Source organism: Arthrobacter sp. SLBN-112, from assembly GCF_006715225.1.
Classification (GTDB): domain Bacteria; phylum Actinomycetota; class Actinomycetes; order Actinomycetales; family Micrococcaceae; genus Arthrobacter.
The window spans coordinates 3106313-3128196 of sequence record NZ_VFMU01000001.1; the positions used below are offsets into that span (position 1 = coordinate 3106313).

General features: G+C 65.8%; 19 protein-coding genes and 1 tRNA gene. 9 read left to right on the top strand and 11 right to left on the bottom strand.

Annotation, left to right across the window (positions count from 1 at the left end):
- Window positions 1-83 precede the first annotated feature (83 nt).
- From bsaP to FBY33_RS14325, 7 genes are all read right to left on the bottom strand, one after another.
- Window positions 84-317, bottom strand: a complete 234-nt coding sequence (bsaP, locus tag FBY33_RS20955; protein WP_142031129.1) for a biotin synthase auxiliary protein BsaP — start codon at window positions 315-317, stop codon at window positions 84-86.
- A complete protein-coding gene (bioB, locus tag FBY33_RS14300) occupies window positions 314-1360 on the bottom strand; it encodes a biotin synthase BioB (RefSeq protein ID WP_142031130.1) in 1047 nt (348 codons plus the stop codon). The genes bsaP and bioB overlap by 4 nt, the downstream gene beginning before the upstream one ends.
- A 133-nt stretch (window positions 1361-1493) precedes the next feature.
- Window positions 1494-2111: a TetR/AcrR family transcriptional regulator gene (locus tag FBY33_RS14305; protein WP_142031131.1), complete on the bottom strand. Its 618-nt coding sequence runs from the start codon at window positions 2109-2111 to the stop codon at window positions 1494-1496.
- Between the two features lie 63 nt (window positions 2112-2174).
- A complete protein-coding gene (locus FBY33_RS14310; RefSeq protein ID WP_142031132.1) occupies window positions 2175-3041 on the bottom strand; it encodes an alpha/beta fold hydrolase in 867 nt (288 codons plus the stop codon).
- A 44-nt stretch (window positions 3042-3085) separates the two neighbouring features.
- Window positions 3086-4084, bottom strand: coding sequence for an NADP-dependent oxidoreductase (locus FBY33_RS14315; protein WP_142031133.1), 999 nt, complete (start codon window positions 4082-4084; stop codon window positions 3086-3088).
- 72 nt (window positions 4085-4156) lie between these two features.
- Complete coding sequence (locus FBY33_RS14320) at window positions 4157-4870, bottom strand: SDR family oxidoreductase (RefSeq protein ID WP_142031134.1); 714 nt, start codon at window positions 4868-4870, stop codon at window positions 4157-4159.
- A 114-nt stretch (window positions 4871-4984) separates the two neighbouring features.
- Window positions 4985-5527, bottom strand: a complete 543-nt coding sequence (locus FBY33_RS14325) for a hypothetical protein (RefSeq protein WP_235010577.1) — start codon at window positions 5525-5527, stop codon at window positions 4985-4987.
- A 201-nt stretch (window positions 5528-5728) separates the two neighbouring features.
- Here FBY33_RS14325 and FBY33_RS14330 point away from each other — a divergent pair, with 201 nt between their 5' ends.
- The 4 genes from FBY33_RS14330 (at window position 5729) to nrfD (ending at window position 11915) form a co-directional block, all read left to right on the top strand.
- Window positions 5729-5992 (top strand): cyclase, encoded by a 264-nt coding sequence (locus tag FBY33_RS14330; RefSeq protein WP_142031135.1) that lies wholly within the window; start codon window positions 5729-5731, stop codon window positions 5990-5992.
- Between the two features lie 512 nt (window positions 5993-6504).
- Window positions 6505-9819, top strand: a complete 3315-nt coding sequence (gene fdh / locus FBY33_RS14340; protein ID WP_235010578.1) for a formate dehydrogenase — start codon at window positions 6505-6507, stop codon at window positions 9817-9819.
- The gene (locus FBY33_RS14345; protein ID WP_142031138.1) at window positions 9820-10827 is read left to right on the top strand and encodes a 4Fe-4S dicluster domain-containing protein; all 1008 of its coding nucleotides are present in this window, start codon (window positions 9820-9822) and stop codon (window positions 10825-10827) included.
- On the top strand, window positions 10824-11915 hold the full coding sequence (gene nrfD, locus FBY33_RS14350) for an NrfD/PsrC family molybdoenzyme membrane anchor subunit (RefSeq protein WP_142031139.1): 1092 nt from the start codon (window positions 10824-10826) through the stop codon (window positions 11913-11915). Before FBY33_RS14345 ends, nrfD begins: the two co-directional genes overlap by 4 nt.
- A 15-nt stretch (window positions 11916-11930) precedes the next feature.
- On the opposite strand, the gene selD is transcribed toward nrfD, so the two are convergent.
- A complete protein-coding gene (selD, locus tag FBY33_RS14355; protein WP_142031140.1) occupies window positions 11931-12941 on the bottom strand; it encodes a selenide, water dikinase SelD in 1011 nt (336 codons plus the stop codon).
- 58 nt (window positions 12942-12999) lie between these two features.
- On the opposite strand from selD, the gene FBY33_RS14360 reads away from it, so the two are divergent.
- The 3 genes from FBY33_RS14360 to selB all read left to right on the top strand — a co-directional run bounded on the left by FBY33_RS14360 (window position 13000) and on the right by selB (window position 16268).
- A tRNA-Sec gene (locus tag FBY33_RS14360) sits at window positions 13000-13094 on the top strand.
- Between the two features lie 36 nt (window positions 13095-13130).
- Entirely contained in the window at window positions 13131-14462 is a 1332-nt protein-coding gene (selA, locus tag FBY33_RS14365; protein ID WP_142031141.1) for an L-seryl-tRNA(Sec) selenium transferase, read from the top strand.
- Between the two features lie 3 nt (window positions 14463-14465).
- On the top strand, window positions 14466-16268 hold the full coding sequence (gene selB / locus FBY33_RS14370) for a selenocysteine-specific translation elongation factor (protein ID WP_142031142.1): 1803 nt from the start codon (window positions 14466-14468) through the stop codon (window positions 16266-16268).
- 44 nt (window positions 16269-16312) lie between these two features.
- Here the strand turns inward: selB and FBY33_RS14375 are convergent, their stop codons facing one another.
- The gene (locus tag FBY33_RS14375) at window positions 16313-16828 is read right to left on the bottom strand and encodes a nucleoside kinase (protein ID WP_142031143.1); all 516 of its coding nucleotides are present in this window, start codon (window positions 16826-16828) and stop codon (window positions 16313-16315) included.
- Window positions 16829-16943: 115 nt separating this feature from the next.
- Between FBY33_RS14375 and FBY33_RS14380 the strand changes: the two genes are divergently transcribed.
- Window positions 16944-17696, top strand: a complete 753-nt coding sequence (locus tag FBY33_RS14380; protein ID WP_142031144.1) for a lytic transglycosylase domain-containing protein — start codon at window positions 16944-16946, stop codon at window positions 17694-17696.
- Between the two features lie 22 nt (window positions 17697-17718).
- Here the strand turns inward: FBY33_RS14380 and FBY33_RS14385 are convergent, their stop codons facing one another.
- Entirely contained in the window at window positions 17719-18885 is a 1167-nt protein-coding gene (locus FBY33_RS14385) for a cytochrome P450 (protein ID WP_142031145.1), read from the bottom strand.
- A gap of 388 nt (window positions 18886-19273) precedes the next feature.
- A complete protein-coding gene (locus FBY33_RS14390; RefSeq protein WP_142031146.1) occupies window positions 19274-19615 on the bottom strand; it encodes a hypothetical protein in 342 nt (113 codons plus the stop codon).
- 167 nt (window positions 19616-19782) lie between these two features.
- Between FBY33_RS14390 and FBY33_RS14395 the strand changes: the two genes are divergently transcribed.
- On the top strand, window positions 19783-21882 hold the full coding sequence (locus tag FBY33_RS14395; protein ID WP_235010579.1) for a bifunctional polysaccharide deacetylase/glycosyltransferase family 2 protein: 2100 nt from the start codon (window positions 19783-19785) through the stop codon (window positions 21880-21882).
- Window positions 21883-21884 lie beyond the last annotated feature (2 nt).

Here is a 21884-nt window from a genome sequence, read left to right on the forward strand (position 1 = left end):
CACGGTTGCAGGCGGAGTAGAGGCGTTAGCCCTCTACTCAAGTGCAGGCGCCTTCTTACATATGCCGTCCACGACGCCGCCGCTCATGACGCATGCACTCCATGGCGGGAGCACTCCGCCGTCCAGCCCAGCGGTGTTACCTGGACCTTCATCCGGCGCCCGCATGCCGCGCAGTAGCGCGGCGGTTCCATCGTGAGGCGCTCGCCGCAGCGGTGGTGAACGTCCGACGGCGGCCCGTCGCCGCCGTCGTACGCCTCGCCGCAGTGCCCGCAAAAGTTTCCCGCGGCTGAACGTGCGGGGAGTGAAACGCTGTTCACAGCGTCTTCTGGAGTTCCTTGATGGGCATGTTGAGGTCCACGAGCAGGTTCAGGTCTGCGGTGGCGGGGCGGCCCAGCGTGGTGAGGTAATTGCCCACGATCACGGCGTTGATGCCGCCGAGCAGGCCGTCGCGGGTACCGAGGTCGCCCAGGGTGAGTTCACGGCCGCCCGCGTACCGGAGCACGGTGCGGGGCATGGCCAGGCGGAAGGCGGCGATGGCGCGGAGGGCATCTTTGCCGTCCATGATGCCCTGGTTTTCCAGGGGTGTTCCCGGCCGGGGGTTGAGGAAGTTGAGCGGTACCTCGTGCGGTTCCAGTGCCGCAAGCTGGGCGGCGAGTTCGGCCCGCTGCTCCAGGCTTTCGCCCATGCCGATCAGGGCGCCGCAGCACAGTTCCATCCCGGCCTCCTTGACCATGGCGCACGTCTCCAGCCGTTCGTCATAAGTGTGGGTGGTGACCACTTCCGGGAAGTAGCTGCGGGCTGTTTCCAGGTTGTGGTTGTAGCGGTGCACGCCCCAGTCCTTGAGCTGGTCCACCTGGCGCTGGGTGAGCATGCCCAGGGAGCAGGCGATGTTGATGTCCACCTCTGCTGTGATGCGGTCGATGGCGAACTTGATCTGGTTCATCAGCTTGATGTCGGGTCCCCGGACGGCGGCGACGATGCAGAATTCGGTGGCTCCGGTGGCGGCTGTTTCCTTGGCGGCCTTGACCAGTTCCGGTATATCCAGCCAGACGCCCCGGACGGGGGAGTCGAAGAGGCCGGACTGGCTGCAGAAGTGGCAGTCCTCCGGGCAGCCGCCGGTCTTGATGGAAATGATGCCTTCCACCTCCACGTCCTCGCCGCAGTGCCGGAGCCGGACCTGGTGTGCCAGCTCCAGCGCCGCGGGAAGCGCCTCGTCCGGAAGGCGAAGGACCTCTTCGACCTGGGCCTGGGTCAGGCCGATGCCGTCCTTGAGGACCTGCACGCGGGCGGTCTCGAGGATCTTATACCCGGTGCCGGTGCCGCGGCTCGGTGCGGTGGGAAGGTTTGGCTGGATCGTCATTAAGTCGTCCTTCACGTCTGCTTGGAATATCCCTTAGAGCAGACGCTAGTTCTCCTTTGATGAGCCTATTTTGGAGGGGTTCAACAAAGAATGGGGTGATTGGGCCAACGAAGGCCTCCACTGCAGGACCGGCTCAGGACTTTCCTGGGTCTCCCGGAAGAAGCAGGCGGACCTGGGTCCTGATGTCCTGCACAATGTCCTCGATGCGGGTGGCGGGATCCGGGCTTCCTGCCATGCCGAGGAACATGATTGCCGAGACGACGTGCGCCGTGGTGGCGGCATCAGCGGCGCTGAGCCTGCCCTTGCGCGCCAGGACGGCGGCGATGGCCTCCTCGGTTTGCGCGACGATGTGCAGGGCTTCCCGATGGCGCGGCTCCGAGGAATCGCCGAAGACCATCTCCTTCAGGTAGGTGCGCCCGTTTTCGACCTGGACCCGGTTGCACTCCACGATCGGCTGCAGGATGGCCATCACGGCATCGAGTTCATCCGGAATGGTTTCAGCAGCGGCGCGGCCCCGCTCCAGCGCTTCGGCGTAGTGGGCATTCTGCACCAGCAGAAGGAGCTCGCCCTTGGACTTCGCGTAAAGGAACAGGGTCCCGGTGCCGATATCGGCCTTGTCCGCGATCTGCTGTGTCGTCACTTCCTCAACGCCATGTTCGGTGAACAGCTCACTGGCTGCGGCGGTGATGCGGTCCAGCTTCTGTTGCTTGTTCCGCTCGCGCCGCCCGGGAGGCTGGGAAGGGACAGGCACAGGGACTCCTTGGATTAACTGATTGGACTCAGTTATGAGTATAACGGCGCGGCTGCACCTGGATCAGTCGCCAAGGAATGCGACGGCGGCACGCGCGAACGCAGCATGGTGCTGGAAGATGCCCCCGTGTCCGGAGTCGGGGTAGATGATCAGCTCGGAAGCTTTGATCCGGCGGTGCAGGTCACTGGAGAGGGCGGAGGGCACCATGCGGTCGTTGTCACCGTTGGCGATAAGGGTGGGAATGGCAAGCGTGGACAGGTCCGACGGCGCGGAGCGGCCAAACTTTTGGATTGCCTTCAGCTGGGTCTGGAATGCGCTGGTGCTGACCGTCTTGTCACGGTCCTCCGTGCGTTCCTTTAGCCGGTCAATGAAGGCCTTCGCGGCGGCCTTGCCGGTGGCGTTGCGGTTGAAGAACAGGAACTCCTTGGGGTCTGACCGCGTCAGGGTGGCGCGGAAGATGTCCCAGTAGGTGGTGAAGACCACCTTGTCCATATCCTTGCCGCCGCGTGGGCCCGTCCCCGCCAGCACAAGCCTGCGGACCAGGTGGGGATGCTTGAGGGCCAGGTCCTGGGCGATCATGCCACCCATCGAAAACGAGAAGGCGTCGATCCTGCTCAAACCAAGCGCGGTGACAAAGCTGTAGGCGTCGTCCGCCATTGCCTCGATGCTGTCCGGAACCCGCCCGCTCGAGGCGCCGACACCGGGTTGGTCAAAGGTTATGACGTGGCGGTTCCGGGCAATGGGGTCGATGATTCGCGGATCCCAGTTGTCCATCGTCGCCGCGAGGTGCACGAAGAACACGACAGGGATGCCGCCCTTTGGTCCCAACTCCCGGTAGGAGTAGGTGTTGCCGCCTGCGGAAAGGGATTTGGCTGGTGCTTTAGCGTACGAGGTGACAGTTGGGTCGTGCGGGGTGCTGGTGCTGTCCATGGCAGTTTTCTCCTGAATGGTCTGGGGTGGCTGGTTGACGGCGGTCAGCCGGCGATGGCGATCACTGCTTTGCCGCGGGTTCCGCCCTTGGCCAGGGATTCCAGTGCCTGCGGGGTGTGGTCGAAATCGAAGACTTTTCCCACCACGGGGCGCAGCACGCCGTCGTCCACTAAGGCGCTGATCGTGCGCAGTTGGTCACCGCTGGCATGCATGAAAAGGAACTCATAGCTGACGCCGAGCTTCCTGGCCTGCCTCCGCACCTTGCTGCTGAGCATGGTTATCGCCAGCCGGAGCACCGGGTTCAGGCCGGCTTTGCGGGCAAACGCCGGGTCCGGCGGTCCGGAGATCCCGATGGCCTTGCCCCCGGGTTTGAGGATGCGGAGCGACTTCTCCAGGTTCTCCCCGCCGAGGCTGTCCAGCACCAGGTCGTAGCCGGTCAGGAGCTTCCCGAAGTCCTGGTTGCGGTAATCGATCGCGATGTCCGCTCCGAGATCGCGGACGAAGTCGGCGTTGGAGCCGCTGGCTGTGGTCGCGACGGTGGCGCCAAGGTACTTTGCGAGTTGGATGGCGATCGACCCCACGCCACCGGCGCCGGCATGAATGAGCACTTTCTGCCCGGGCTGCACGTTGCCTTGCTCGACGAGGGCCTGCCACGCCGTGAGCGCAACGAGTGGCAGGGAGCCGGCCTCCTGCATGCTGGCCGTCGCTGGTTTCAGTGCCAGGTCATCCTCAGCCACGGCGATACGCTGGGCGAAAGTGCCGATCCTGTCCGTTGCGGGGCGGGCATAGACCTGGTCGCCGGGCTTGAAATCCCGCACCTTGGACCCGGTGCGGATAACGGTACCGGCGAGGTCGTGGCCGAGGACCAGCGGGAGCTTATAAGGGAGGATCTGCTTGAACTCGCCCAATCGGATCTTGTCGTCCAACTGGTTCAAGCCCGCCGCCTCCACCCGGACCAGGACATCCCGGTCCCCGACGACCGGTTCAGCGATGTCCGCTTCGCGCAGCGGTTCCCTGTACTTGTTGATGATGAATGCGCGCATGCCTTACTGCTCCTCTTGTTCGGGTTGTTGATTAGGTAGTTGCTGCCGTTGGCGCAGCAATATCCGGAAGTCCTACGCCCCGGTGTTCGCCAGCTGTGGGTACATCCCCTCAATGGGGGCGCTAAGCTGCGCCTTGAGCTGCATGGAGGTTTCGTCGGCAAGAACCTCGTATGCGCCGGCTTCGACCCCATCCATGACGGTCCGGACGAAATCGGCTGGATCCATTTTGGGATCAGTGGTGTTGCCAGCCATCGCTGTGTCGACGTATCCCACGTGGGCGCCCACGACATGGACCCCCTTGGGGGCGAGCTCCAGGCGAAGCGAGTTGGTGGCCGACCAGAGCGCAGCCTTGGTTGCGCTGTAGATGCCACCCACCGCGTACCAGCTCATTGCCGAGTGGATGTCGATGATCACAGGTTTGGCTTTTGCGGACAGGATCGGCGCGAATGCGCGGGCGAGGAACAGCGGGCCGAGGAAGTTTGTCGCCACGTTGTTCCGGATTTCCGCGTCGGTGTGGCTGAGGATGCCCGGAGTTGCCACGCCGGCTCCGGCATTGTTGATCAACACCGTCACATCGCCGGCTGCCTGGGCCGCGGCCTCGATGGAAGCGGGATCTGTGACGTCGAGTGCAAGCGAAACGATGCGGTCGTCCTCCCAGTCACGGGGGTTACGGGCGGTGGCGTAGACCTTGCCCGCGCCCCTCTCGAGGGCCTCGTGGACGAAGTGCGTGCCGATACCGCCGTTTGCACCGGTGACCAGGACGACTGCTTGGTTGAATGAGGACATTGCGTAAACCTTCTTCTGATGGGGCAGCAAAGACTGATACTGCTCATAACTGAGCGTACTCAGGTAATATTCCCGCCGGAAGCTGACACTGGCTCTGCGACCGGGAGGCACGCCTCAACCGGTCACGCGTACTCCGCCCACTGCACCTGTCCACGGTGTATCGCCCGGGGCCGGCAGCACCAAATGAGCGAAAACGTACCCCTGCTCAAATGCGATCACCCGCGAGGTAACCCGCGTGCAATCCAGCACCAGCTCCACGGGCTGAAAGGGGGCACCTGGATGCTCCTGGCCAATGGAGACTCTCGCACCGGAAGCGCCGACGCAGGCTGAGGTGACGGTGTACTGCCCGCCTGCAGGCACTTTCGCCATCGCCCCGAAGCCCCTCACTGGGCCGTCGAGGGGTCCTTCCTCAAGAAGGACTACTGGCCCCTGGGCAGCCCCAAGGAGCCGATCCAGCTCGGCGTAGTTCTCTACCTCGCGCTCCAGCACCAGCGGGTCAATGTAGGGAACAGCGGACACCGCCGACGGCGCTGGGCCGGTTGCGGGACTGCGAACGGGCTCGTTGTATTCATAAGAGCACCCCGCGGCTCCGCCCAGGGCAATCAGCAGGCACACGGCATAGGCAAGACCGGGTTGTTGCCTTTCCTTCCTTCCCACATTTCCATGGTGGCGATGCCCGCGGCCGGAGGCAATGGTGCGGCGATTGACAGCACCCGCGGGCCGGAGTAACACAGCCAATGGCGGTTCCAATTTCGGACCGTCGCAGACAATCGTGCATGCACCGGCAGGGCAGGGGTGCCGCTCCCATTGAGGGACCGGGCCAGCCAACGGTGCGGCATGCTTCAAAGGAGAAGCGCCATGACCGTTGCCCATATCCTTCACCGTGTTGCCGACTACGACGCGTGGCGCAGGGTCTACGACTCCGTCGGCGACATGCAGCAAGACGGCGGGGTAACCCAGGAATCGGTCCACCGTATGATCGACGATCCGAACAATGTCCTCGTCATTCATCATTTCGACACCCTGGAAACCGCCAAAGCGTTCCTCGGCAGAAGTGACCTCAGGGACGCCATGCACCGCAGCGGCGTCCAGGGCGAACCACGAATTGAACTTTTCGAATAGCGTCAACCTTGAGGTCCTGCCAGGGCCTATGCCCGTCGCTCAGGCCTTGGTGATGGCCGGTCAACTGTCGACAACAAGGCCAACCTCAAGATTGAAGCAATAAATCCCCATGCTGGACAAAATACCTTCCCTCTGCCCGTGGTGGTTTTTAGAGTGTCCGTACATGCATTACCTCGGGGTATCCCCCCGAAAGAGCAGGTCAAGGGGAGGCCATGAGCACAAGCAAGCCGGTGACACCCAAGGAAGCACGTCCTGCGGCCCCGGTATCGGGCGGATTTCCTGTGCCCGCACCACCCAAACAGCCCCTGGCAACACCCGGTGCCGTTCAGCAAAGTTCGACGTCGAGCGGACGGGAACATGAGGTGCGGCGCCTGATCCGTGATCTCGCCGTCCTTGCTGCCAGGAATCGCCGGCAGGCCTCGTGAGGGGTCTGCCGCTGGACCGCGTCGCGGTGCAGGACGCGCCCAACTTGGTTCTGTCACTGCCGCTGTCCTTTGGGATATGCTCCTGAAATGGCACCGCGAAGTTTTCTTCAATGGCCGGTCGTCCGTCAACTGACCACGGGCGACCTACTGGGGCGCGGGCCATCTGTCACCTCGCCCCGCACGCAGGCAATAGCTCCACGGACGGCCACCGCGGACCGCGTGGTGCAAAGTGTGTGCCCCTACTGTGCTGTTGGATGCGGGCAGCGGGTTTACGTCAAAGACGAAAAAGTTGTCCAGATCGAGGGAGATCCGGATTCACCCATTTCCCGCGGTCGGCTCTGCCCCAAGGGCTCTGCCAGCGAGCAGTTGGTGAACTCGCCCGGCCGGCAGACCCGGGTGCTCTACCGTGCACCGCGCTCCAGTGAGTGGGAATATCTGGACCTGGCTACGGCAGTTGAGATGGTGGCGGACCGCTTCATCGAAACCCGGCGCAGGACGTGGCAGCAGGAAGATGACCAAGGCAGGCTTCTGCGCCGCACCATGGGCATAGCCTCGCTGGGCGGGGCCACCCTGGACAACGAAGAAAACTACCTGATCAAGAAACTCTTCACAGCTGCAGGGGCGGTGCAGACCGAGAACCAGGCCCGCATATGACACTCCGCCACGGTTCCCAGTTTGGGAGCCTCGTTTGGACGCGGTGGTGCAACGCAATCACTGCAGGACATGGCTAACGCTGACTGCATCATCATTCAGGGTTCCAACATGGCCGAGTGCCACCCGGTGGGGTACCAGTGGGTGGCGGAAGCGAAGGCCCGTGGTGCGAAGGTTATCCACATTGATCCGCGGTTCACGCGCACGTCGGCGGTTTCGGATAAGCACATTCCCATCCGTGCAGGTTCTGATGTTGTGCTCCTGGGCGCCCTGATTAACTACGTCATCACCAACGACCTCTGGTTCAAGGAGTACGTCGGCGCGTACACCAACGCAGCCACACTGGTTCACGAGGACTACCGTGATGCCGAGGACCTGGGCGGCCTCTTCTCCGGCTTCGATCCCGAGAAGCGGGCGTACGACACGTCGTCGTGGTCTTATGCAGAACAAGGGGAGGGAAGTATTGACGATCCCGGGCCCGGCTCGGAACACGGCGAGGATGCCACGGCCCGTGCTGCCGGCCATGCCTACGGCAGCGGCGGCCCGCCCTTGGAGCATGCCGAAGTGCAGCGTGACGATACCCTGCAGGACCCCCGGACGGTCTTCCAGATCGTAAAGCGGCACTACGCCCGCTACACCGCGGAGATGGTCAGGGACATGTGCGGTATCGACGTCGCTGACTTCGAGTACCTGGCCCGTGCCATTACGGAAAACTCAGGACGCGACCGGACCACCTGTTTCGCCTATGCTGTCGGCTGGACCCAGCACTCCCTGGGAGCCCAGTTCATCAGGGCCGCAGCCATCCTGCAGCTTCTGCTGGGAAACATGGGACGCCCGGGCGGCGGAATCATGGCCCTGCGCGGCCATGCCAGTATCCAGGGTTCCACCGACATCCCCACCCTGTTCAACCTGCTGCCCGGATACCTGCCGATGCCCAGTGCCGGCCGCCATGACAGCCTTGGCGAATACCTGGAAGCGGTGGGGTCGAAACAGCAGAAGGGCTACTGGGCTGATGCCGACGCCTACACAATCAGCCTGCTCAAGGCCTGGTGGGGCGACGCCGCCAACGAGGACAACGATTGGGCCTACGACTACCTGCCCAGGCTCACCGGTGCCCACGGTACCTACGAGACGGTCATGGGCATGCTCGAGGACGAAGTGGAGGGCTACTTCCTGCTCGGGCAGAACCCTGCTGTGGGCTCTGCCCACGGCCGCATGCAACGGCTGGGCATGTCGCATTTGAAGTGGCTCGTGGTGCGCGACCTGAATCTCATTGAGTCGGCAACCTGGTGGAAGGACGGCCCGGAAATCGAATCCGGCGAGCTGCGCACCGAGGACATCGAGACTGAGGTGTTCTTCCTGCCCGCAGCAACCCATGTGGAGAAAGCCGGCTCGTTCACGCAAACCCAGCGGCTGCTGCAGTGGCGGCACCAGGCGGTGGCACCGCCGGGGGAGTGCCAAAGCGAACTGCAGTTCTTCTTTGAGCTGGGCCAACGGATCCGGGAGAAGCTGGCCGATTCACAGGACGAGCGCGACCGTCCGCTGCTGGACCTGACCTGGGACTATCCCGTGGACGAACATGGAGATCCGGACGCCGAGGCGGTGCTTGCCGAAATCAACGGCCGTCACTTGGCGGGCCCGGAGGCCGGAAAACCCCTCTCCGCATACACCGAACTCCGCGCCGACGGTTCCACGTCGGCCGGCTGCTGGATCTACACCGGGGTATACGCCGACGGCTTCAACCACGCCGCAAACCGCAAGCCGGGCCAGGAACAGGGGCCCGCGGCGTCGGAATGGGGCTGGGCATGGCCGGCCAACCGCAGGATCCTCTACAACCGGGCGTCGGCCGACCCCGCGGGTAAACCCTGGAGCGAACGGAAGAAGTACATCTGGTGGGACCAGGAGCAGGGTAAATGGATCGGGGACGACGTGCCCGACTTCCCGGTGGACCGGGCACCAGGCAGCCACCCGGACCCCTCCGTTGGTGGGGCAGCCGCCCTGAGCGGTGATGATCCCTTCATCATGCAGGCGGACGGCAAGGGCTGGCTGTTCGCGCCGAAGGGACTCATGGACGGGCCCCTTCCCACCCACTACGAGGCTCAGGAATCGCCAGTGGCCAACGCGCTCTACCCGCAACAGCAGAGCCCGGCGCGGCTGGTGTTCCCCCGCACTGATAACCTCAGTGCGCCAAGCGCCGGCACCCCCGGTGCAGACGTGTACCCGTACGTCTTCACCACCTACCGCCTCACCGAGCACCATACGGCGGGCGGGATGAGCCGCTGGCTGCCGTATCTGTCGGAGCTGCAACCGGAGATGTTCTGCGAGGTCTCGCCCGAACTGGCCGCTGAGCGCGGACTTGAGCCCTATGGGTGGGCCACCATCATTTCACCCCGCTCCGCCATCGAGGCGAAGGTGCTTGTCACCGACCGGATGAGGCCCCTGGCCGTCGGCGGGCATACCGTGCATCAGATCGGGCTGCCTTACCACTGGGGTGTCGGCAGCAATGCCGTGGTCAGCGGTGACGCGGCCAACGATCTGCTGGGTGTGACGCTGGATCCCAACGTCCAGATCCAGGAATCCAAGGTGGCCTCCTGCGACATCCGGCCGGGCCGCCGGCCCCGCGGAAGGGAGCTGCTTGCCTTGGTTGCCGAGTACCAGACGCGCGCCGGACTGACCACCGAGACCGGTAACCGGGCCGTCACCGACCAGCCCGGCAGTGTTCCGGGTACCGAACCGACGTTGGAGGACTAGATGGGCCAGTTGTCCGGACCGACCGACCCTACCGCCGATGCCCATTGGGAGCACAACCACCCGCGCAAGGGGTTTTTCACCGACACCTCAATCTGCATTGGCTGCAAGGCCTGTGAGGTTGCCTGCAAGGAGTGGAACCACAACCCGCAGGACGGCAACCTGGAACTGCTCGGGTCCTCCTATGACAACACCGGCTCCCTGGGGGCCAGCACCTGGCGGCATGTGGCGTTCATTGAACAGGGCCAGGAACGCATCGAGGAGGCGCGGGAATCAGGACGGGCCCTGGTCAGCCTTGGCATGCCGCGCATCGGTCCGCCCCAGGCGGCGCCTGCTGGGACCGATTTGGCGGGCGCGGACACCACACCCCCGGACACGGCAGACTTCCGGTGGCTGATGTCCTCTGATGTCTGCAAGCATTGCACGCACGCCGGATGCCTGGACGTCTGCCCCACCGGAGCGCTGTTCCGCACCGAATTCGGCACCGTGGTGGTCCAGGACGATGTCTGCAACGGCTGCGGAACCTGCGTGGCCGGGTGCCCCTTCGGCGTGATCGAGCGTCGCAGTAACGGCACGGTCAAGGTCGCCGCCAGCAGGGAGGAACAGCACGCCAAGCATCCCACGGTGCCGAACGAGGGCATCGCCCAGAAGTGCACGCTGTGCTACGACCGGCTGGTGGCAGACGAGACGCCTGCCTGCGCCAAGGCATGCCCGACGACGTCCATCAAGTTTGGCGATCACGACGACATGGTGGACACGGCCCGGGAACGCGTCGCCGCGCTGCATGCGCAGGGCATGACCGAAGCGAGGCTTTACGGCGCGAACGAGAACGACGGGGTCGGCGGAACCGGATCAGTCTTCCTGCTGCTGGACGAACCCGAAGTCTATGGACTGCCGCCGGACCCGCGGGTGCCCACCGCGGATCTGCCCCGGATGTACCGCCGGGCCGGCATGGCAGTAGCGGGCATGGCCGCGGCAGCTGCCCTGGCTTTCCTGGGAGGACGTGCGTGACCCTCTCAGAGTTCGACAGCTTCCGGCCATCCGAGCCTGCCCGCCGCGGCCGGCAGGGCGTCAAGCGCGGCACGGGCCGGCGACGGGACAACAGTGACGGCTCCCGGGAAATGCCCATGGTGCCGGAGCCGGACTTCACCTCGTACTACGGCCGTCCGGTGGTCAAGCCGGCGCCATGGGGCGATGACGTCGCCATCTACCTGTTCCTGGGCGGCGTTGCAGCCGGGTCAGCCCTGCTAGGCCTCGGCGGTCAACTGACCGGACGGCCAATCCTCTGCCGCAATGCCAGGCTAAGCGCGCTGACGGCGGTGAGCGCCGGCGCCGTTGCTTTGGTGAAGGACCTGGGCAGGCCGGAGCGTTTCCTGCACATGTTGCGGACCTTCAAGGTGACCTCGCCCATGAGTGTGGGCTCGTGGATTCTCAGCGCCTTCAGCGCCGGCACTGCCGTCACTGCCGTGGCGGAAATCGACCGGCTCAGCGGAACGCGGCTTCCGTTGGGTTTGTTGCGAAAAGTGCTGCAGGCTGTTGAGGGACCGGCCGGGTTTGAAGCTGCCGTGTTCGCGGGGCCGTTGGCGGCCTACACCGCGGTCCTGCTTGGCGATACCGCCACACCCACATGGAACGCCGCCCACGAAGAACTGCCTTTTGTCTTCGTGAGTTCGGCCTGCCTCGCGTCTGCCGGGCTCGCCATGGTCACCACACCCGTACGGGAGACCGGGCCTGCACGCAAACTCGCCGTGCTGGGCGTCCTGGGTGACGTCGCTGCCATGAAGGTGATGGAACGCCGGATGGATCCGATAGCAGCCGAGCCCCTTCACCAGGGCAAGGCGGGCGTCATGCTGAAGTGGAGCGAGCGGTTGGCGGTGGCCGGTGGCTTGGGGACTCTGCTGGGCGGACGTAACCGTGTGGTGGCCGCGGCTTCGGGACTGGCGCTGCTTTCCGCGTCGGCCCTGACCCGCTTCGGGGTATTCGAAGCGGGGCTGGCCTCTGCCAGGGATCCCCGCTACACGATAGAACCGCAAAAGAACCGGCTTGCGGCCCGCCGTGCCGCGGGCGTTACCGGCGACGCGATCACTACTGCCGGCTGAGCGCGTTGCCCGGCTTCAGCGGACCTGGATGCCCTGGCCCGCGGTGGTGTGGCCAATCACGGGGTGACCCGGCAGCTCACCGACCACCAGCAGGCCGCCGGAGGTCTGGGCATCGGCCAGTACCAGCAGATCGTCCTCGGTGACGCCGGGACCGGCCTCCAAGTGCGGCCGCACCCAATCGAGATTGCGCCGGGTCCCACCGGAGACGAAGCCATCCCGCAGCGCCTCACGCGCTCCTTCGATCAGCGGTACCGCTGATCGGTCAATCACGGCGCCCACTTCCGAGGCACGGACCATCTTGTACAGGTGTCCAAGCAGGCCAAAACCCGTCACGTCTGTCGCTGCCCGGACCCCGGCGGCCACCGCGGCCTCGGCTGCGTCGCGGTTCAACGCCGCCATCGTCTCGACGGCTTCGGCGAACACCTCGCCGGTCTGCTTGTGCCGGTTGTTGAGAAGCCCGACGCCGAGTGGTTTGGTCAGCGTGATCGGCATCCCGGGCTGGGCGGCATCATTGCGAAGCAGGCGGTCGGGGTGGGCGACCCCGGTTACGGCCATTCCGTACTTTGGCTCCGGATCGTCGATGGAGTGCCCGCCGAGCACCGGACACCCTGCTTCTGATGCGACGCTCAGGCCGCCCCGGAGTACCTCCGTCATCAACTCCAGCGGCAGGACTCCGCGGGGCCAGCCAACCAGGTTGATCGCGGTGACCGGCCGGCCGCCCATCGCGTAAATGTCCGAGAGGGCATTGGCGGCAGCGATGCGGCCCCAGTCAAACGCATCGTTGACAACGGGAGTGAAGAAATCGGCGGTGGTAAGGACCGCAAGGTCATCGCGGACCAGGACCGCCGCCGCGTCGTCACCGCTGTCAAGGCCAACCAGGACCTCCGCGCCCTGTTGGCCGATCAGCCCCCGCACCGCATCTTCGAGCTCGCCGGGCGGAATTTTGCAGGCACAGCCCCCGCCGTGGGCGTATTCGGTGAGCCGGAGCGTTCCGACGGCGGCATGATCGAGTTGCTGAACTGACATCTGAGCCTCATTCACCCGCCCAGCCTACCCCGCAGGACAACCTGCTATATTGAGGCGCGGTGGCGTCCGGGTCCTGGTGGGCCCCCCGGTCTTCAAAACCGGTGCGGCTGAGCATCTCGGCCTGGCGGGTTCGATTCCCGTCCGCCACCGCCAACTTTCGGCAGTGAATGCCGCGACATGAGGAGGGCTGTGGACCAGGTCGATCCCCGGCGCCTGATTCCCCGCACGAACGACCTGCTGGCACTGCCGGCCGTTCACGAGGCCCGGACAAGGCTGCACGAGCGCGTCATCCGCGAACTGGTCCGGCAAGTCCAGGAGCAGGCCCGGTGCGGCGATCTCCCTCCGGGCGATGTGGAACCAGCCCTGCTCGCCGCTCTGGGTTCACGAACCGCAACGACCCTGCGCCCGGTGCTCAACGCCACCGGCGTCATCGTCCACACGAACCTGGGGCGTGCGCCCCTTTCGACAGCCGCGGTGGAGGCCCTTCTGACGGCCAGCGGCTACGTCGACGTGGAGCTGGACCTGGCAGACGGCAGCCGCTCCCGACGCGGCGCGGGCGCCCGGGCTGCATTGCTCGCCGCCTGTCCCGCCGCCGAGGACGCCCTGGTGGTCAACAATGGAGCTGCGGCGCTGGTGTTGGCCACCACAGCCCTGGCCGCCGACCGGGAAGTAGTGGTGAGTCGGGGCGAACTCGTCGAGATCGGTGCAGGCTTTCGGTTGACCGATTTGATGGAGTCGACCGGTGCCAGGCTGCACGAAGTGGGCACCACCAACCGAACGCACCTGCATGACTACGCCGGCGCCCTCGGGCCGGACACCGGTTGCGTCCTGAAGGTCCACCCCAGCAACTTCCGAGTGGACGGATTCACGTCCGCTGTTCCGCTCGACGAACTGAGCCGGCTGACGGTGGCGCACGGCGTACCACTCGTGGCCGACCTGGGCAGCGGGCTGCTGGCCCCCGACCCGTACCTGCCCGATGAACCCGATGCTGCCACCGCTTTGGCAAGCGGGGCCGACGTCGTCATAGCCAGTGGTGACAAACTGCTGGGCGGCCCCCAAGCGGGCCTGTTGCTTGGCCGCAAGGAGATCATCACCCGCCTGGCCCGCCACCCGCTCGCCCGTGCGGTCCGTGCCGACAAACTTGCCCTCGCCGCCCTGGAAGCGACCCTCGCGGGGCCAGCGGCGCCGGTTGTCCAGGCCCTGCACGCCGACGTCGAACAGTTGCGCCAACGTACGGAGCGGCTCGCCCAGGCCCTGGGTGTAGCCGTTGTGGCCCATGACGGCAGGGTAGGGGGCGGCGGCGCCCCCGGAGTTCCCCTGCCGGGATGGGCCCTCCGGCTCCCTGAGAATATCGCAGGCCACCTGCGCACAGGCAACCCGGCCGTCCTGCCTCGGGTCAATGACGGTTCCTGCCTGATCGACCTGCGCTGCGTGCCGGCAGCGGACGACGACAGGATTCTCAATGCGGTACGGCAGGCATTGGCAACCCGCGAGGGCGCCGATGCAGGCAGGGCAGGCTGATCAGTGCACGTCGTTGCCACCTCCGGACATGTCGATTCCGGTAAAAGCACCCTGGTTCGCGCGCTCACCGGCATGGAGCCGGACCGTTGGGAGGAAGAACGGCGCCGCGGGCTGACCATTGACCTGGGCTATGCCTGGACAACCCTCCCGTCCGGACAAGATGTTGCGTTCGTTGATGTACCGGGCCACGAACGGTTCCTCGGCAACATGCTTGCAGGAATCGGGCCGGCGCCGGTGGTCTGCTTCGTCGTAGCCGCGGATGAGGGCTGGCAGGCGCAGTCAAGCGATCACCGGGACGCCGTCGCTGCGCTCGGCATCGAACACGGCGTCGTGGTCCTCAGCCGCGCGGACCGGGCATCCCGGGAGCGGGTTGCAGACGTACTCGCCCGGACCCGCAGTGAGTTGGCCGGAACCGGTTTGAAGGACGCGCCCGCCGTAGCTGTGTCGGCCATCGACGGAACAGGCCTTGCTGACCTGCGGACAGCGCTCGACGACGTCCTGTCCCAGGTGCCGGCCCCCGCCACCACCGGGCGGGTCAGGTTGTGGGTGGACCGCTCGTTCACCATCACCGGTTCCGGAACGGTGGTGACCGGAACACTGGCAGCAGGCGCACTCGCCCAGGGCGACCGGCTTCAGCTGCTGGGCCACGCCGGTTCCCGCACCGTCACAGTCCGCGGCCTGCAAAGCCGGGACACCTCCTACGCCTCAGTGGAGCCTGTCAGCAGGGTTGCGTTGAACGTGCGCGACGTTGCCCCAACGGATATCCGCCGCGGGGATGCGCTGGTGACTCCCGATGCGTGGCCCGCCACCGGCGTGGTCGGCATCCAGCGGATCACCGGCGTCGCCTATATGGACGTGCCGGAACAACTCATGGTGCATGTTGGCACTGCCTCCGTGCCTGCCCGGCTGCGACCGTTCGGAACCGATCATGCCCGGCTCGTCCTGGACAGGCCCCTGCCGCTTGTTCTCGGAGACCGGATGGTGCTGCGTGACCCCGGAAGCCGCTCCGTGCTGGGCGGCGCACGCGTCCTCGATGCCGACCCTCCGGCCTTGGAGCGGCGCGGCGATGGCGCCCGCTGGGCGGAACGGCTTGCAGGCATGGACCCCGCCGGAGATCTACTGGGAGAAGTAGCAGCCCGCGGAGCCGTCCAGGTGCAGCATCTGCGCAGGCTCGGGCTGCTGCCCGGGCAGGACGCGGACGCGGATGCGCCGTCGGGCGTACGGACATTGGGCGATTGGTGGGTGCATGCCCCCGTCCTCGAGGCATGGCAGGATCGGCTGCGCAATGCGGTCCAGGCGCTGCAGGAGCGCGATCCCTTGGCGCCCGGCCTTTCCATGGGCGCGGCGCGGGACCTGCTGAGGCTGCCCGACGAGAGGCTTCTGCCCCACGTCATCCATGGGGCAGCCCTTGATCAGGACAGCGGCCACATCCGGCTGCCAGGCAGCCAAGGCAACCTCGGCCCCGTGGAGCCCGCCATCGCCGAGTTGGAGCGCAGGCTCGGCGCAAACGCGTTCCATGCCCCGGAAGCCGATGAGCTGGCTGCACTGGGCCTCGGTGCCCGGGAACTCGCCGCCGCCGAACGCACGGGGCGTTTGCTGCGGCTGCGCGACGGCGTGGTGTTGCTGCCTACGGCGCCGGCCCTGGCCATGCGCACCCTGGCGCGCCTGGACCAGCCCTTCACCACAAGCGAGGCACGCCAGGCACTCGACACAACACGCCGGATCGCCGTTCCGCTGCTGGAACATCTCGATTCCCGGGGCTGGACCCGGCGGCTCGATGCCGGTCACCGCTCGGTGGTGCGCTGACCGCGGACCGGGTCAACGGGTGATCATGCCGGCCCGGCGGGAGACTACGCCGGGCCGGCCCTGTGGACACGGCTTAGGATGTCGTCCACAACGCGCGGGAGCGGCGCCGTGGCGTCGATCGTAATGCCACCGGGTGGGATTTCTTCCCGTGTTTGATGCAGGCGCTCGATCAACTCCCGTTCCTCTTGGCGTCTTCCCCATTCATCCTCCGGGCGCCCGTCAAGCCGTTGATGCAGCGTGGCGAGGTCCACCTCAAGAACGAATACCGCGTCAAACAGGCGAATGAACTTCGAGAGGTTTCTGGAGCCGCCACAGAAGAACGTCAGCGCCTCCCGTTGGTCCGCGATCAGGGCCTTCACCTTGTCCACCCGCCAGATGTGGTGGTGGTGCACGGAGACGCCTGTAATGCCGGCCAACGGTTCACCGGTTTCCGGATCGCCTTGATAGGCCAGTTCGCGGTCACCATTGATGGCCTGATAGCCCCGCCGCCGCAATTCGTTGCAGACCGCGGTCTTGCCGGTTCCGGAGCCACCCTCGATGAGGTAGTTCTTTCTGCCCATGCCTGATGGTAACGATTCCAGGTGCCGTGGAATCAGTCATGTCCTTGGACCCCAGGTGGGGTGTTGGAAACCGTTCCGGTCACCGGGCGTGGAAGCTTGATGGTTTGATTAGTCAGTGCTCCGTGTAAAACGCTTTGTGGTCTTTGGCCTGTTCGTGGTTTGCGTCAGCACGGCATTCTCCTTCTGGTTCCTGCGGCAGCCCGGTGCGGACGCCCGGATCGCCTTCTCCGCACCGCCGCAGGCCCGGGTGATCTTCGAGGCCCGGCCCACCGGCATGGATACCGCCGTGAACGTAGCGCGGAGCCCGGACGCCGAGTGGCTGATGCGGTCCACGGCACAGACAGGGATCCCTGCCCGGGCGCTGCGGGCCTACGTGGCTGCCGCCGACACGGCCAATCGTTCCACTCCGGGGTGCGGAATCGGCTGGAATACGCTCGCGGCGGTGGGCTTCGTCGAATCAGCCCACGGAACTTATGGCGGCGGCAGACTTAGCGCCGACGGGCAGGCGAGCGGGCCCATCGTGGGTCCAAGCCTCAACGGCGATGGATTCGCGGCCATCGCGGACACCGATGGGGGTGCGTTGGACGACGACGCCCTTTGGGACCACGCCGTGGGGCCGATGCAGTTCATTCCCTCCACGTGGCGGCTTGCAGGAAGGGACGGGAACGGCGACGGAACCGCGGATCCCTCCAACATTGACGACGCAGCCCTCAGCGCCGCCACGTATTTGTGCGGCCACGGCCGAAACCTGACAACCCCGCGGGGTTGGACAGAGGCCGTCCACTCCTACAACCAGTCCGATGCCTATATGCGCCAGGTGCGGGCCCAGGCCGCCGACTATGCCGCAAAAACGGACACTCCGGAATAGGTCGGGCGGCCCCACCTGCCGGTCAGGCGGGCTGCCACCTGACGGGAAGTGCCTTCAGCCCGTAAACAATGGTGCTTTCCATTCGTTCCAGCTGTGCTTCGTGTGCCAGGGAAAGCCCGGGCAAGCGGGCGAGTAGTGCCTCCAGGGCAATCCTGGCCTCCAGCCGGGCCAGTGGTGCGCCGAGGCAAAAGTGGATTCCGTGCCCAAAGGCCAGATGCCGGTTCGGGGTGCGGTCAATGTCGAACTCGGCCGGCCGCTGGAATTGCTGCTCATCGCGGTTTGCGGAGCCGATCCAGGCCACGATCGGTGCCCCTGCCGGAATACGCTGATCACCCAGGACTGTCTCCGCCACGCTCACCCGGTACATCGACTGGACCGGCGACCGGAAGCGCAGCACCTCTTCGAGGGTCTGGGGAAGCAATGCGGGCTCTTCAAGGACACGCTCGAGTGTGCCAGGCGACTCTGTCAAACATAGAACGGCGTTGCCGATCAGGTTGGTGGTGGTCTCATTGCCGGCGACGAGCAGCAGGCTGCAGAAGCCGAGCAGTTCAGGCACCGTCAGTTTTTGGCCATCTATTTCGGCGGCCAGCAAGGTGCTGATCAGGTCCTTGCCGGGCCGGCTCCGGCGTTCGTCGATGAGGGCCAGGAAGTACCCGATCATCTCTGCGGCGGTGGCATCATCTCCGCTGCCGGCAGGACCAGTCCGGGTCTGGCTGACGATCACGTCCGACCATTGTTTGAAACGCTCGCGGTCCTCCGCCGGGATGCCCATGAGCTCGGAAATCACGATGACCGGCAGCGGATATGCAAGTTCCCTGATCAGGTCGGCGCTCCCGCGAACGGCGATCCCATCCAGAAGCTCCTCTGTTAATTCGGCAATGCGCGGCGCCAGCGCGTCCACGGCTTTCGGGGTGAACGCCTGCGTGACCAGGGAGCGCAGCTGCCGGTGCCTTGGGGGATCGGTGGTGATGAGGCTTGCGGCGAAGAGCTGTCCGGAGCCGGATGGACTATCACCGCCCATGCGGGACGAGAACGTGGCGTGCTCGGACAGCACGCGCTGGACATCGTCGTACCGCAAGACATGCCAGCTCCCCGACCGGTCATCCTGAAAGACCGGGGCTGCCGCCCGCATCCGTTCATAGAGGGGAAATGGGTCAAGCGAATATTCGGCGAGCTGTGTGACGTCCATGATGGACTCTGCCTCCCTGGCGCTCTGCCGGCACGACGGGCCGCCATACCCTTAAATGACTGAGCGTGGAACCTTGATCGTAACCAAAGCCTGCGCGTGGGTCATTAGTCCCGGCGTCGAACGTCCTGGTAATTTGCGGCCGAAAGTATCTGCAGGCCTGAAGCATCTACTGCAGCGGGATCAGACCGCTCCCGTGCAGGACCTGAGCGTCGGTTTTGTGCTAGGGATTTCCAAGCCTCTAAGGTTGATGCTCGATGAAAGCCCCTGAGAAGACATCCGATCAGCCGCGCCCCGTACCGGCGCGCGGGCCCATCTTCGTTGATGCCTCAGGACGGCGCTTCCGGCGGGTCCGGCTTATGGGTTTGGCTGTTCTGGGACTCGTGGGAGGCTACGTGGTCCTGCTGATGGCCGCCTTCATTGGCGGTTCCGGCGTCTCCGCACCGTTCCTGCCCCTGCCGGCCGCGGCCGGGCCGCCCCCGGAGCCGTCCCGGACTGCTGCGCCGGTGCCCGGTGCCGTCAGCTCCCAAAGTGCCGCACCGCCGTCGGCTGCCGCCGTGCCCGTTGTTGCGCAGTCGCCGGCGTCTGTGCCCCAGCTAGCGCCCGCCGTGCCGCCCGCGCCAGAGGCCGCGCCGGCACCAGCGGCACCTCCTGTCCCCGCCGCGGTGCCGGCGCCCGTTCCCGTTCCTTCGGGACCGGGAATGGGCGGGACTGCACCGGGCTCAAGCGGCACGGCACCCGGCTCAAGTGCAACGGCGCCAGGCGTGAACGGCGCAGCGCCGGGCCAAGCAACGAAGCCGACCGCCCCCGCACACCCTTAGTATGCATCGCCGGAACAAGGGCTTGGCGCCCGCCAAAAGCAATGTCCCCACCAATGTCAAAGCGCATTGGTTGGTCCTTATGGCCACCTTGATCGCCTTGGGCCTCGCCCTGGCCGTGCAGGGGTATATGCATCACCTGGGCGGAATCGGTGTGGACTCCGTGCCGGTCGGCGCATCTGCCAGCCAGGTCCCGGAGGCGGTATCCCACGGCGGGCCGGTAGTCGACTCACGCGCCGGGACGGTGCGTACGGTCAGTCCCCCCGACCATACCGTCGCGCTCACCTTCGATGACGGCCCGGACCCGGCGTGGACGCCCCGCATCCTCGATATCCTTCGGGAACACCACGTCCACGCAACGTTCTTCGTCGTCGGTTCGGCCGCGGTGGATCATCCGGATCTGTTGAGGCGCATAGCGGCCGAAGGTCACGAAATAGGAGTCCATACGCTGACCCATGCCGATCTCGGCGCTGCCGGCGAATGGCGCCGCGAACTCGAGGTGCAGGGCGGCCAGGACGCGATCGTGGGAATCACCGGCCAGACGGCCTCCCTGCTGCGTCCGCCTTACACGGCCGGCAACGGCGCGCTCACCAACGGCATGTGGTCTGCAATGCAAGGACTGGCGGATGAGGGCTATCTCACCGTTTTGAGCAGCATGGACAGCAAGGACTGGCAGTTGCCGGGCGTCGGGGCAATCGAGAAGAACCTCACCCCCGCGGGGTCGCAGGGCCGGGTAGTCCTGATGCATGACGGCGGCGGCGACAGGGAACAGACAGCCGCCGCGCTGGATTCCGCCCTGTCGCGTTTCTCCGAGCAGGGCTACCGCGTGACCACGGTCGGTGACGCAGTCGGCGTCGAGAGCATGCGCCCCGCCTCCACCATCGAACAGGTCCGCGGCGGAGCGTTGGTATGGGGCATCCGCCTCAGCGACCTTGTGGTCACCGGTATCTCGTGGGCGCTCGTTGCGGCCGGCGTCGTGACTTTCGTCCGTGCCATCCTGGTGATGTTTTTCGCCGCGCGGCACAGCCGCGCCGCCCGGCGCCTTGGGAGCCACGGGCGTGGCCGGCGGCGGGTTGACGTGGCACCCCGGCCCGGGGTTACGGAGCCGGCCACCGTGATTGTCCCCGCGTACAACGAGTCCGCCGGCATCGAAGCCGCCGTCCGGTCCATCGTGGCTTCCTCACATCCGGTTGAGGTCATCGTGGTCGACGACGGCTCGTCAGACGGGACAGCGGACATCGTGGAAGCCCTCGACCTGCCCGGGGTGACAGTTATCCGGAAAGAAAACGGCGGAAAGCCGTCCGCGCTGAACGCCGGCATCGAGGCCGCGAGCCACGATCTTGTGGTCATGGTTGACGGTGACACCGTCTTCGAACCGGACACCGCACGTGCCCTCATCCAGCCCTTCGCTGACCCGCGGGTGGGGGCAATCTCGGGAAACACCAAGGTGGCCAACCGCGGCGGCATCCTGGGTGCGTGGCAGCACATTGAGTACGTCGTCGGCTTCAACCTCGACCGCCGGCTGTTCGACGTGGCCGAGTGCATGCCTACCGTCCCCGGCGCAATTGGTGCCTTCCGCCTCGGTGCCCTCCAAAAGGTCGGGGGTGTCAGTGATGACACGCTTGCCGAGGATACGGACCTGACGATGGCCCTGTGCAGGGACGGCTGGCGCGTGGTGTACCAGGAGGATGCCAGGGCCTGGACGGAGGCGCCGGCAAGCCTCGGTGCCCTGTGGCGCCAGCGGTACCGCTGGTGCTACGGCACGTTGCAGGCCATGTGGAAACACCGGGGCGCGGTGGTGCAGGGAGGACAGGCCGGCAAGCTCGGCCGGCGCGGGCTCGGTTACCTGATGGTACTGCAGGTGCTGCTTCCGCTCTTCGCGCCCATCGTCGATGTCTTCGCTGTCTACGGCCTGGTCTTCCTTGATCCACTCCGGATCGCGGCGCTCTGGCTTGTTTTCCTTCTGGTTCAGTTCCTCATGGCTGCTTACGCCTTCCGGCTCGACAAGGAACGGCTTGGCCCGCTGTGGACGTTGCCCCTCCAGCAGTTCGTCTACCGGCAGCTGATGTATCTGGTGGTCATCCAGGCAGTTGTCACGGCAGTGGCAGGGGTGCACCTGCGGTGGCACCGGATGGAAAGGTACGGCAGCCTGCGCGTCCCGCAGACCCAAAACCAGGCCTAGGG

Excerpts from the sequence above, each read along its gene's own strand:
- bioB (WP_142031130.1), bottom strand. The coding sequence starts at position 1,360 with ATGACGATCCAGCCAAACCTTCCCACCGCACCGAGCCGCGGCACCGGC.
- FBY33_RS14310 (WP_142031132.1), bottom strand. The coding sequence starts at position 3,041 with ATGGACAGCACCAGCACCCCGCACGACCCAACTGTCACCTCGTACGCT.
- FBY33_RS14315 (WP_142031133.1), bottom strand. The coding sequence starts at position 4,084 with ATGCGCGCATTCATCATCAACAAGTACAGGGAACCGCTGCGCGAAGCG.
- FBY33_RS14320 (WP_142031134.1), bottom strand. The coding sequence starts at position 4,870 with ATGTCCTCATTCAACCAAGCAGTCGTCCTGGTCACCGGTGCAAACGGC.
- FBY33_RS14330 (WP_142031135.1), top strand. The coding sequence starts at position 5,729 with ATGACCGTTGCCCATATCCTTCACCGTGTTGCCGACTACGACGCGTGG.
- FBY33_RS14345 (WP_142031138.1), top strand. The coding sequence starts at position 9,820 with ATGGGCCAGTTGTCCGGACCGACCGACCCTACCGCCGATGCCCATTGG.
- selD (WP_142031140.1), bottom strand. The coding sequence starts at position 12,941 with ATGTCAGTTCAGCAACTCGATCATGCCGCCGTCGGAACGCTCCGGCTC.
- FBY33_RS14375 (WP_142031143.1), bottom strand. The coding sequence starts at position 16,828 with ATGGGCAGAAAGAACTACCTCATCGAGGGTGGCTCCGGAACCGGCAAG.
- FBY33_RS14385 (WP_142031145.1), bottom strand. The coding sequence starts at position 18,885 with ATGGACGTCACACAGCTCGCCGAATATTCGCTTGACCCATTTCCCCTC.
- FBY33_RS14395 (WP_235010579.1), top strand. The coding sequence starts at position 19,783 with ATGGCCACCTTGATCGCCTTGGGCCTCGCCCTGGCCGTGCAGGGGTAT.